The organism is Paraflavitalea devenefica (genome assembly GCF_011759375.1).
Taxonomy (GTDB): Bacteria; Bacteroidota; Bacteroidia; order Chitinophagales; family Chitinophagaceae; genus Paraflavitalea; species Paraflavitalea devenefica.
Window position 1 is genome coordinate 90,717 of sequence record NZ_JAARML010000001.1, and the last position, 11,764, is coordinate 102,480.

Consider the following 11,764-nt stretch of genomic DNA (forward strand, 5'->3'; position numbering starts at 1 on the left):
AAACGAATTGCGGGGCTTTCTCATCAAACTTTCAGCACTTATTATTTATATTACTATTGTAAAGGGAACTTTACACCAATACCTGCCCCCCAGTTACTCATTCCATCCAGGGCGCCGTATGTAACCGGCATGTAGTTGTAATCGGCCCGCAGGGTAATACCGGCAGGTCCTTCTTTACGGAAAGGAATGAACACACCGGCTTCGGGCCTTGCTGCAAATCCAAACTTATTCTTACTGTCGGAAAACTCACCCACATATTGACGGTACAGGATCAGGTTACCACCCACTCCTACACCTACATAAGGCTGCACAGCCGCGTGCGGTATGAAGTTATACTGTACCTGGGCCAGCAATGGAACAGCCTGTACAGAATTGGAAACTACAGCAGAAATATCACTGCCATCATCCAGCTTATATACCTGGCGCGGATATTTCTGGTAGAAATCCTGGAAGCCTGTTCCAAAACCTACCGATAACTTATCATTGAGGCCGTATAACAAGCTGGCAGTCCAGCTACGGTAAGAGGTTTTATTGACAAAGTCTTTAAAATCACCTGTGGGGGTATTGATAGAGTAATTGAGGTTGAGGCTCAGCCGTCCCTCCTGTGCCTGCGCCATGCCTGCAATAAAAAGGCCGGCCACCAGCACTGCTATTATTTTATAGGAAGTTTTCATTGTTGTAATCTTTAATTGTCCTGTAAATTATTGGGCAGCTTTAAAGTAAGCAGACTGATCAAACAGGTTCTTGATATGATTGGTCACATTGGAAGTGCGGAACACACCGGAACCACGCGCCAATCCCATCCATACCCCATTGATCTTTTTGTCGGCGCCTGCATCTTTCAGGTCGAGCGCATCAATAGATAAGGCGCCTTCCCTGATCTCATAGGCCCCATAGTAAGTGGGAAACCCATAACCGTAGCCGGGATAACCCCAGTAGAAAGGATCCCAGTAACCATAATAGCTACCCCAGTAATCGGTATAACTTACAATGCCGGTATAGGTATTATAGATCCGGCTTACGTTAATACCAAGGTCAGGATTCGCGTCTTTGGCCACCAGTGTATACCCTTGTTGCTGTAACCTGCTCTTCAGGGCATCAATAACAGCCAGGTCATAGTCCGTGACGGCTTTCTCCACTAACCTGTTATTATTGATAACAGATACCGAGTCAACGATGCTGAATGTTCTATACGAGCTGAAAACGGCTGCACTATCGTGGTTGGTAATATAAATGCGGCTTTCATCTTCTGTGAGGTTATTGAGCGGCTCTTTGGTACAGCTTCCAAACAGCCCGATCACTGTTGCCGCGCTAATCGTTAAGAATATGTTTTTCATTGCATTATTATTTACGCCAATTAGACGTAAAAACAGGTGCCAGGGTTTAGTGTGGAAGCGGGCTTAACAGGGCTATAACAGTATTAAAAGGAGATTAAATTGTGAGTTGTGAACAGTGAGTTGTGAACACAAACGCCACTCACCACTCACGATTTCACTTTCCGGCATAACCACAAAATAATGATGCCAAGCAATGATAAAAGCATTAAGGCAAAACGTAATCCTGTTTGATGGGCAATAAAACCGATCACAGGCGGCCCCACCAGGAAACCGGAGAAACCTACTGTACTCACCGCCGCAAGGGCAGCGCTGGTGCTCATGGTAGTGGTTTTGGCGCTAAGGCTATATACTATAGGTATTACGGTAGCCACCCCAAAACCAATGAGCCCCAAACCTATTATAACCATTACCGGATGCGCCAGCGAAGTAGCTATTATCAATCCTGCTGTGATCAATATACCATCCAGCATAAGCGCTCCTTTATAACTCAGCCTGCCAATCACTGCATCACCTATCAACCGTCCCAATGCCATCATACAGGCAAACACCATATAACCGGTAGTACTCACGCGCTGAAGATCATTCAATACCTGCTTATAGTACAGCGAGCTCCAGTCGGCCATAGCGCCTTCACAAATAGCACAGCAAAAACAAATGGCGCCCAATAACCAAAGGGTCTTATCGGGCAAAGCAAAGATCTTTTGTTCACCTTCCGGTTTAGCTTTCCGGATGAGGTAGAAAACCATGATGCAGGAGAGCAGCGCTACAATACCAGCTACCGTCAGGAAATGTTGCATTGTAGTAGCTCCAATCTTCATTGTGTACCCTCCAAAGGCCGCGGCTGTCATAGCGCCGATACTCCACACACCATGAAAAGAAGAAAGCAGGGACTTATTATACATCTCCTCCTGCACCAGCAAGGCCTGTGTATTCATGGCAATGTTGAGTGTATTGCCACAAAAACCAAACAGGAATAAAGCGGTGGATAGCAGGAATACCGTATTGCTGTAACCAATGAACAGCAGGACGAGCGCATAGCTGATGGCAGAAGTAAAGTTCATGATCCTGCTGCCTGCTACCGACACGACCCAGCCGGCAAAAGGCAATGCCACCAATGCCCCCAGGGGCAACATGAATAATACAGCGCCCAGCTCGGCCTCATTCAGGTGAAATTGTTCTTTGATGGCAGGAATACGCGAGGCCCAGGTAGCAAATACAAACCCGCATATAAAAAAGAAGCAGGAAGCAGCAATGCGGTGTATAAGGGGCTTGTGACTGGTCATGTTGGCGCAAAGATAGCCGGACTATTTTTGCTGTAGATCAAAAAGCAACTGGCCGGCCTTTCCGGGATGTTATTTTCCGGACAAGAAATCTACCAGCCAAACAATGTGAAATCTACTATGGGCCTGCAAAACCACTCGATTTTGCGTGTTTGTGCAGCTCAGGCGTGCCAAAACTGCTGAGTGGTACAGTAATTGCGGATTTTTCACCCAGTACCATGATCCGTATCGGGCACCATGTAATGCTTGCATTACATGGCAGAGCAAAGCCCATGTTCATTACCTAAATCGAGCATCTATGAAAACCACTCTACTCGTGGCAGGCATCCTCATGTCTGCACTTGCTTCAGGCCAGCAAGTAGCCAAAAGCCTGACGGCATCCAATGGTGTGTATATCGGGTTCTACCAGTATACGCCCACAGATTACAACCCCAGCGGGGAAAAGTACCCCCTCATTATTTTCCTGCATGGTATGGGCGAACGTGGCAATGGCACCACCGAATTAACAAGGGTCACCGCCAACGGCATTCCCAAATACATTAAAGCAGGCCACAAAATGCGTTTCTTCTGGAATGGCAAATGGCAAACATTCCTGGTATTATCACCCCAGTTAAGTTCGAGCTATGGCTGGTGGGAGAATTTTTATACAGAAGAAATGATCAAGTATGCAAAAGCTAACCTGAATGTGGATACCAACCGTATTGCACTGGCAGGACTTAGTCTTGGCGGCGGCGGTGTATGGTACTATCCCGGTGAATCGGTGGCAAAGGCCAAACAATTAAGTGCTGTAGCACCTTGCTGCCCTACCTGCCAAAGCCTTAGCTTCTGTAACCTCGCTGCAGCTAACTTACCGGTATGGGCTTTCCATGCGCAAAATGATCCTACCACACAGGCAAGCTGTACCAGCACCATTGTAAGTTATATTAATAACAACTGCAGTGCCCCGGTGAAAGGGTATATGACCCTCTGGCCCACTGGCGGCCATGGCGTATGGGACCGTGCTTTTGATACGGTGTATAATTGGCAAAACCCCAACGTATATGAATGGATGCTGGGACAGGATAAAAGTAAACCGGTGAATGTTCGTCCCGTAGCCAATGCCGGCTCCAACTTTACGATCTCCACGTCCAGTGGTATAGCATACCTGAGCGGCGCCAAATCTACCGATGCCGATGGCACTATTCAGCGATATGTATGGAAACAAACTTCCGGCCCTGTTAACAGCAGCATTGTTACACCGGTATCTACTGATGGCTTAACGCGTATCAACGGTCTTACGACAGCAGGCACTTATGTTTTTGAATTAACAGTGGCCGATGACCGGGCTGATTTTACCAAAACGACAATTACTGTAACTGTTGTAAACGGAGCCGTCACCAATGTGCCACCGGTTACAGAGGCAGGTATCAATATCAATACAGCCGTGTCCTCCACCACCCTGCATGGCAGTGATTCCTATGATCCGGATGGCGCCGTGCTTACCTACAAATGGACCAAGGTTGCCGGCCCTGCTGTATATGCCCTTTCCAATGATGCAGTAGCCAATCCCGACCTCAGCAACCTGCTGGTAGGCACTTACCAGTTCAGGCTGGAAACAACGGATGCACAAGGCGCCAAAACACAGGATCTTGTGTCGGTGACTTCTTCTGCTTCCATGCTGCCCACTAAACTCCTGTACTTTAAAGCGAATACCAATACAGGCATCACCCAGCTTTCATGGTCTACCGCTATGGAAGAAGGCAATGATCATTTTGACGTAGAGAGCAGTGCAGATGGAAAAGGATTTACCACGATCGGATCCGTACAGGGAGCAGGCAGCACGATGCAACAGAAGTCCTATACCTTCACTGATCCGCAGGTACACAGTGGCACCTGGTATTACCGGTTAAAGCTGGTAAATGCCAATGGCCAAACCATTATGTATTCATCTATTCTACCGGTGAAGAGCGGCCAGGCGCCCGCAAGACTGGAATATTTTCCCAACCCCGTAGCCGAAAATGTTACAGTACAGTTGGCCGATGAACGGAAAGGAACACTGCAGGTGCGCCTCCTGAGCATGGATGGTAAACTGGTGAAGCAACGGCAGTGGATGAAGAAGGAAGAAAGTATTACCGTAGTGATGGAAATGGCTCAACTGGTGCCCGGCATTTACCTGATGGAGATTACGGTAGGCGACCAGTTAAGAGAGCTCAGGAAGATTATTAAAAAATAAAGAAGCTGTTGGATAAAAGCACACCATGAATGATGATCGCTGCCGGGCCGCTTAGTGCGGCCCGGCTTTTTTATTGGAGATCAGGTTGATGATGATTGCGGTTCCGCCCGCCTGATCATCTCCAGCAACATCGGCACCAGCACCAGGATCAATGTTACGATGTAATACCTGCTTTCGCCTGCTACAGAGGTCACGAAGTGTAAACCTATCCAGGCAGGCACCAACACCACCGCCCACACACGTAGCAGCATGGAATTGTAGCGGAAGGTGAGCAAACAAATAAATGGCAGGAAACCCAACACGCCATAGATCTCACTGTAGGTCCGCAAGGCCTGCCTGCTGAAGGCATTGATCTTTATCAGGGTCCATCCAAAAGACAGATTATAGTCTTCCTGCATCCCGGGAGGCCGGAATCCATAATACAACCGGATGGCGATAAAAATGAGCAGGAAAGCAACGACCGATACCGCAGTGATGGTCCAGGTACGCCCCGTAGGGTTGCGCAGCCACTTGATACCTGGCAGCGGTTTCCCACGGGAGGTATCAACGACCGAAGCCAGAAAGTACAGTCCGGGAATGAGCAGCGCTGTTTCCCGGTTCAATGCACCAAGAATAGTAATGGACAATATCCACCAGTCATTCCCTTTGTAAAGAACAATGCAGGCCATCCATAAGAACAGCAACAGATCAAGATAGGTATTGAGTGCGAGATCGCTGTTGTATACGGCGTTGCCCATGGCCAGGGAAACAAGCAACACCCCCAGCGCATTGAGCCAGTTGTTGCGGGTGAAACAGGCAAAGATGGAAAAGGTGAGCAGGTAGATCAATACGTTAATGGCAAACCTGAGTGCCGTAAAGATGATCAGGTAGATCAACGCGTCCTTATTGTTTAAGAGAGATTGGTTAATATCGGTGGTATTGGCTGCCTGTTGCGGATCGAAGTGAATGACAGAATCCAAAGGGACCCAACGATCAATGCTGTGATCATAACCCCATTTAACGCCTTCAACAATTAAAGGGCAAAGAATACGGTATTGCCATGGATTGAAGAAGTCAGATTCGGAGGCTAAGAACCGGATATGACGGTCGTATTGCCAGGCGCCCAGGCCATGGTCATAATTTCTGTGAATCGGGTAAAGGGATGCCAGGATAAGGCTAATGATTAACACCAATTTTTTATACCAGCGCCCTTTCCAAACAGCCAAAAGGGGTTTAAACATATTTATATATTGTCAATATGCTATATCTATGGCCTTCGGAATAGAAACCTGGATAAGTTGATTGGTCGTCAAGGGGGCGGTGCGGAAGGGTATGATCCTCACTGTTAGGAGGAAGTTCAAGGTAAGGAGATTTAACCCGATTTCCAATAACGGTCAGTCATTTTAATGAAAAACTTAGCGTGTGCATGGTTGAAATAATGCGATCGGTAGCATCGCCGCCGGCGGGAATTATCTAAATGGCTGGTAAAAGGCGTGGGTAGCCAAAGCAAGCATGGGCTTATCGCCACTGGTGTCACCATAACAATAAACCTCTTTATAAGCCGAAAGATCATAGACTTCTTTAATACGACGTACTTTTTCTTCGCCGTGGCAGTTAGTGCCTTTGATCTTGCCCGTGATCTTATGGTTGTTCACTTCCAGTTGGGTAGCCAGCAATGGCAGGTTGAGCGTAGCACACCAGGGCTGCAACCAGTTTTCGGGTGAGGCAGATACGATCACCACCTCTGCCCCGGCCTGCTTTAGCTGGTCTATTTCTTTCAATGCTTTTTTACGTACGAGGGAGGGAATGATCTCCCGGGCGAACTGCTCACAGAAGGCATTAAAGTCATCCGCTTTCATGCCGCCAAAGAAATGCTTCAATGTTCTCTCCTTGGCAAGCTGATTGGAGATAATACCCGCTTTATACGCCACCAGGAAAGGGCTGTTCAACAGAAAGCCCAGGTAGAATTTCGGCTTTCCATGCCGGTATTTAAAGATCTCCAGCAAGGTATCTTTCGTGGTAATGGTACCATCAAAATCGAAGAAAGCAATAGGCCGGCTCACATTTTCAGTTTTTTGAACATGAATTCGGGAATACTCTTAATGATCAGCATGATCCAGCGCCAGAACCATTTTACATACACCACATTCTTCTTTTTCGCTACAGCTTTGTATACTGTATTGGCCACTGCTTCGGGATTTGCTGTCAATAAAGGAGGCAACGTAAGATTTTCTGTCATGCGCGTATACACAAAGCCTGGCTGCACGCTTACCACATGTACTTTTTCATGGAACATCCGGTTGCGCAGTCCCGATAGGTAGGCCGTAAAGCCGGCTTTGGCGCTGCCATAGATATAATTGCTCTGCCGGCCACGTTCACCAGCCACAGAGCTGATACCGGCAATAACGCCTTTCTGCTGTGCTGCATAGTAATTGCTGACCACATTGAGTATGGAAACAGCACCGGTATAATTGGTATGGATGATCTTTTCACTTTCTACCCAACTCGCCCTGGCGGTTTCATTTTCGCCCAGGTAGCCAAACACACAGATGGTGATATCGGGCTTTACCGGCAACTGGTCAAAGAAGGCCTGGTGGGAATTAAAGTTAAGGGCATCAAATTCATGCACCGTACAGGTGGTATTGTAGCGAATAGCAATATCTGATTGCAGGGGTTGCAGCCTTTGTATATTACGCGCCGCCAGTTGTATGGCATTGCCTTCGGCCGCATATTTCTTGGCGATGGCCACCGCCATATCTGAGGCAGCTCCTAAAATTAAAACAGTAGACATAAGATATCCTTCATCAGTTGGTGGTCAATAATAAGCGGTCCGATTGCGTAGAACGTATCTTACCGTCCGGGTTGTATTTTTTTACAATGTCCTTAAACTCTTGCAGCCTGGGATAACCGGCTTCCAGCACTTCGGGTTTCATACGGGCATCCTTGCTCATGTACAAACGGCCGCCGTATTTCAGCACGATCTGGTCCAGCTCATCCAGGAATTCAAAAAGCCCTTTGCGCACCGGTATATCCAGCGCCAGGGTATATCCTTCTTCCGGGAAAGAAATAAGACTTTCCTGCTTACCAAATACTTTCAGCACGGCCAGGAAAGAACCGATCCCTTTATCACTGATGCGTTGCAGTATCTCGATCAATCCCTGCTTGGCATTCATGGGTACTACAAACTGGTACTGTATAAAACCCTTCTTGCCATAACCACGGTTCCAGTGCAGGATGGCATCCAGGGGGTAATAGAAAGGTTCATAACCTACCACATTGTTGATCTCCTTTTTGAAGTTCTTGCCGTAGTATAAGAAGTTGAATGCTTTTACGGTGAACGTGTTCAACACCCACGAAGGCAGGTTGAAAGGAAATGTGATCTGCTTCTTCTTAGGCAGCTGCAGCGGGTCTTTACGCTGTTTATCATTCAGGTCATTGATCGTAGCATGTTCGCCTAATATCAGGATACTGCGGCCAAAACCCTTGCCCTTTTTCAGGCAATCTATCCAGGCCACGGAATAGGTGTAGTGCTTGTATTCTTCAAACAACTGAATGATATGTTCCAGGTTATCAGCCTTGATCTGCTTTTGTTTAATGCAGGAGGTCTCGATCTTCTTGAGGCGGAATTTCACCCGGCTGATCATGCCTGTTAAGCCCATGCCGCCGCAAGTAGCTTCAAACAGGTCGGGGTATTGTGTGGGTGAACAGGTAAGTACCCGGCCATCAGCCAGCACAATATCCATCTCCACAATATGATTGGAAAAAGAGCCATCCACGTGGTGGTTCTTTCCGTGTACATCACTGCCTACTGCGCCCCCTACGGTGATGAATTTGGTGCCGGGCGTTACCGGCAGGAACCAGCCTTTGGGCACGATCACTTCCAGTATCTTGTCCAGTACCAGTCCGCTCTGGCATTCAAACACGCCGTTCTGCACATCGAAGGAGAGTATCTTATCGTATTTGAGGGTGGAAATAGTTTGTCCGCCCAGGGAGGCATCGCCATAACAGCGGCCATTGCCACGGGGAATAAAGTGGTGGGTATCCTTCACCATTTGCTGCAACTGGTCATCAAAGCTGAACTGCTGTTCATCACTCTCCATCACGGGGTAATTACCCCAGTTGGCAATTTCTTTTTTCATGCGAATAGTCGTTTTTTATTTGAAAACAGTGATATCCTTCAGGTAAAGGATAAAATAAAAACTGGCTATCCATAGAACGAGGGTAAGCTGGATGAAACGGTCTTTGTAAAGGATCTCGGTAGGCGAGCCGGCTCTGTTGAGCACGAAAGTGATCTGCAAATAGCGCATAATGCCGGCTATTACGAACAGTGATGTATAATATAAACGGTGTCCAAATTCTTTGTATAAAGCGCCCGATACCGTGTAATTGATATAGGACACGATCAATATGGCGCAAAAAAGTCCCAGCAGGGTATTGAGGAATTCCAGGCTATAGCCTTTGATGGATTTCCGCATATCGGTGCCGGTAGAAACCTTGAGCATCACATCGTCCCGGCGTTTGGCAATGGCCATGAACAGGGCCAGCAGGAAGGTCATAATAATGAGCCATTCTGTGGTATGGATATCGCCCAGGGCAGCACCGCCCTTCACCCGCAACACAAAACCGGTAGAAACGATGATGATATCCACGATGGATATATTCTTCAATCCAAAACAGTATCCCAGGTTCAGCAGGTAATATATACCGGTAATAAACAGGAACTTGTACGTATTGTCGAGCAGGGCGCCAATACCCAGGCCGGCCACAGCCAGCAGGATACAAATAGCCAGACCTGTTCCTTTCTTTACCTTTCCGGATGCCAGCGGCCGCTTACACTTTTTAGGATGCTTGCGGTCGTCCTCAATATCCCTGTAATCGTTAATGATGTAAATACTACTGGCAAGGAAGCTAAAAGCAAAAAAGCCGCCGATCAGCAACAAAAATTGCTCTTTGAACTCCGAAGGGTTAAACAGTTTACCTGCAAAGAAAGAGGGGATGAACAGGAAAAGGTTTTTTGCCCAGTCTTTAGGTCGTAATAATTTGATATAATCCCGCATGAAACAGTCAATTCCGGGCACAAGATACAGCACAAAAAGCTCTAATGCAAGCCCGAAGCCTATGTGACGCACATGAAATAAAGATTAATTCACGGGCAGGGGGAATTTACCCAATCCCCATTAGTAGCGGAAAAACAGCTTTTTATCAACAAAATACAATTACTTGCTATTTATTTTTCCGCTCGCTACTTTCGCATAACCTTAAACCGGCTTTCGGCGCCCTACACCATATTCAATCTACATGAAACGAATTTTATCCTCCGCAGAGATACTGGTCATTGTTATTATTGCAATGATCCCTGTATTTGCCAGCTTCCCCTATCGTATTAATATCTTTTTATCGTGGGAAGGAGCTTACCGCCTCTACCAGGGGCAGGTACCTTACAAGGATTTCGGCATGCCGGTAGGTTATATGTACTGGGTGATCCCTGCCTTCTTCTTCAAAATATTCGGTCCCCAGCTTATTACACTGGTCAAGGCGCAGGCTTTTATCAATATCCTGTCCGGACTGGCCTTCCGCTCTATTTTCAGGAGCCTGGGGGTAGAGCCGGGCATCCGCTTTGCCGCGGTACTGGTATTCTGTCTCTCCTATGTATTCGGTAATTACTGGCCCTGGTATAACAATACGGTTATTGCCTATGAGCTCATTGGCCTGGCCTTCCTGATGAAGTACCTCTTTGCTGCCGCCGAAAGCAGGTGGAAATACGTTTACCTGGTGGCTTCCGGCTTCTTTATATTCTGTTCCTTCTTTACCAAGCAGGATGGCGGCGGACTGGCCCTGCTCATCTGCCTCGCCCTGCTGGGTTATTCGGCCCTTACGGAGAAGAAGTGGTTGTCACTGGGCATCTTCATCGGCGCTGTATTGATCACCGGCCTTGCCATGATCCTGCCGGTAACAGGCACCTTCGGTTACTGGTTCAATCATGGTCAGCCGCCCCATAGCTCCCGCATGTCGATCAGCGATATCATCGGCGACTTCCTCGCCGCTTCCCAGTGGCTGAAGTTCTACCTGTTTATCATTGCCCTGCTGTTGCTGGTAGCTGTTAAGAACTGGAAGCAATTCTGGCTGAATAAGCAACAGATGATCTTCACCCTGCTCACGCTGGGTATCCTGGCGCAGGCGGCTATTTTCCAGGTAACGAGCTATGTGCCGGTAGACAATAATATTTTCTTTCACAGCTTTGCCTTTGTGTTCATCATTTCCCTGTTGTCCCTGCTGCTGCCCATCCCGTTTGATAGCTGGAAGCCGGTGATCGTTTGTGCCGCCGGCGTACTACTGTGGTGGAGCCACACCTACTGGCGTTATGTACAGCGCTTTGTATTGAAGGGCGGCGAATCCTATACCACTATGACGCATGAAGGTCATACCTATGCCAATGTGGTGAACCGGAATACATATATGATCGGAATGGATACGACCGATATTTCCCTGAATCAATGGCGGGTGCCCAACCTGAAATCGTTTGAAAAGATCATGGTGCCCAACCCCACTGCCGATGGCATCGAGCGCCTGATGAATATGGACCTGGTGAAAAATAACAAGAACCTGAAGGTGCTGAACATGAGTGAGTTGACCCCGCTGGCAGCCGAAATACCCTATACCCTGGAAACCGGCCCGGAGTACCCGCTCTGGTTCCACAAAGGCGTGGGCATGTTTGACAAGGAAACCAATATGTTCATCAACCGCATTCAAAACAAGCATTACGACCTGGTATTGTTTGAATACATTCCCTACCTCAATAATTTCTATCCCTTCAAAGTACGGGAAGCCCTGCAGGCCAATTACAAAAAAGTAGATGCGTTTGTAGCCCCCCGCAAGCCCAGCACCGACGCCTGGGTGGAAGTGTATGTGAAGCCGTAGCATACTTTCCATTCCGCTATTATATGCATTTACAGGCT

Annotated in this window: 10 protein-coding genes; 2 read left to right on the plus strand and 8 right to left on the minus strand. The window is 47.7% G+C overall.

The window, feature by feature from the left end; translation table 11 throughout:
• Window positions 1-53: 53 nt before the first annotated feature.
• From HB364_RS00350 to HB364_RS00360, 3 genes are all read right to left on the minus strand, one after another.
• Window positions 54-674: an outer membrane beta-barrel protein gene (locus HB364_RS00350; RefSeq protein WP_167285920.1), complete on the minus strand. Its 621-nt coding sequence runs from the start codon at window positions 672-674 to the stop codon at window positions 54-56.
• 27 nt (window positions 675-701) lie between these two features.
• A complete protein-coding gene (locus HB364_RS00355) occupies window positions 702-1,337 on the minus strand; it encodes a DUF4136 domain-containing protein (RefSeq protein WP_167285921.1) in 636 nt (211 codons plus the stop codon).
• Window positions 1,338-1,483: 146 nt separating this feature from the next.
• A complete protein-coding gene (locus tag HB364_RS00360; RefSeq protein WP_167285922.1) occupies window positions 1,484-2,620 on the minus strand; it encodes an MFS transporter in 1,137 nt (378 codons plus the stop codon).
• 295 nt (window positions 2,621-2,915) lie between these two features.
• Between HB364_RS00360 and HB364_RS00365 the strand changes: the two genes are divergently transcribed.
• On the plus strand, window positions 2,916-4,829 hold the full coding sequence (locus HB364_RS00365; protein WP_167285923.1) for a PKD domain-containing protein: 1,914 nt from the start codon (window positions 2,916-2,918) through the stop codon (window positions 4,827-4,829).
• Between the two features lie 80 nt (window positions 4,830-4,909).
• Here HB364_RS00365 and HB364_RS00370 read toward each other — a convergent pair whose 3' ends face one another.
• From HB364_RS00370 to HB364_RS00390, 5 genes are all read right to left on the minus strand, one after another.
• Entirely contained in the window at window positions 4,910-6,049 is a 1,140-nt protein-coding gene (locus tag HB364_RS00370; RefSeq protein ID WP_167285924.1) for a hypothetical protein, read from the minus strand.
• Window positions 6,050-6,277: 228 nt separating this feature from the next.
• On the minus strand, window positions 6,278-6,871 hold the full coding sequence (locus HB364_RS00375) for an HAD family hydrolase (RefSeq protein ID WP_167285925.1): 594 nt from the start codon (window positions 6,869-6,871) through the stop codon (window positions 6,278-6,280).
• Window positions 6,868-7,599, minus strand: coding sequence for an SDR family oxidoreductase (locus HB364_RS00380; protein WP_167285926.1), 732 nt, complete (start codon window positions 7,597-7,599; stop codon window positions 6,868-6,870). Before HB364_RS00380 ends, HB364_RS00375 begins: the two co-directional genes overlap by 4 nt.
• A gap of 13 nt (window positions 7,600-7,612) precedes the next feature.
• Window positions 7,613-8,947 carry an FAD-binding oxidoreductase gene (locus HB364_RS00385; RefSeq protein WP_167285927.1) on the minus strand — a complete coding sequence of 445 codons (1,335 nt, stop codon included), beginning with the start codon at window positions 8,945-8,947 and terminating at the stop codon, window positions 7,613-7,615.
• Window positions 8,948-8,962: 15 nt separating this feature from the next.
• Complete coding sequence (locus HB364_RS00390; protein WP_167285928.1) at window positions 8,963-9,865, minus strand: decaprenyl-phosphate phosphoribosyltransferase; 903 nt, start codon at window positions 9,863-9,865, stop codon at window positions 8,963-8,965.
• A gap of 241 nt (window positions 9,866-10,106) precedes the next feature.
• On the opposite strand from HB364_RS00390, the gene HB364_RS00395 reads away from it, so the two are divergent.
• Window positions 10,107-11,726, plus strand: a complete 1,620-nt coding sequence (locus tag HB364_RS00395; protein ID WP_167285929.1) for a hypothetical protein — start codon at window positions 10,107-10,109, stop codon at window positions 11,724-11,726.
• Window positions 11,727-11,764: the final 38 nt, after the last annotated feature.

What these genes read in the sequence shown, in the direction of transcription:
- HB364_RS00350 (WP_167285920.1), bottom strand. Translation starts at nt 674, where the DNA reads ATGAAAACTTCCTATAAAATAATAGCAGTGCTGGTGGCCGGCCTTTTT.
- HB364_RS00355 (WP_167285921.1), bottom strand. Translation starts at nt 1,337, where the DNA reads ATGAAAAACATATTCTTAACGATTAGCGCGGCAACAGTGATCGGGCTG.
- HB364_RS00360 (WP_167285922.1), bottom strand. Translation starts at nt 2,620, where the DNA reads ATGACCAGTCACAAGCCCCTTATACACCGCATTGCTGCTTCCTGCTTC.
- HB364_RS00365 (WP_167285923.1), top strand. Translation starts at nt 2,916, where the DNA reads ATGAAAACCACTCTACTCGTGGCAGGCATCCTCATGTCTGCACTTGCT.
- HB364_RS00370 (WP_167285924.1), bottom strand. Translation starts at nt 6,049, where the DNA reads ATGTTTAAACCCCTTTTGGCTGTTTGGAAAGGGCGCTGGTATAAAAAA.
- HB364_RS00380 (WP_167285926.1), bottom strand. Translation starts at nt 7,599, where the DNA reads ATGTCTACTGTTTTAATTTTAGGAGCTGCCTCAGATATGGCGGTGGCC.
- HB364_RS00385 (WP_167285927.1), bottom strand. Translation starts at nt 8,947, where the DNA reads ATGAAAAAAGAAATTGCCAACTGGGGTAATTACCCCGTGATGGAGAGT.
- HB364_RS00390 (WP_167285928.1), bottom strand. Translation starts at nt 9,865, where the DNA reads ATGCGGGATTATATCAAATTATTACGACCTAAAGACTGGGCAAAAAAC.
- HB364_RS00395 (WP_167285929.1), top strand. Translation starts at nt 10,107, where the DNA reads ATGAAACGAATTTTATCCTCCGCAGAGATACTGGTCATTGTTATTATT.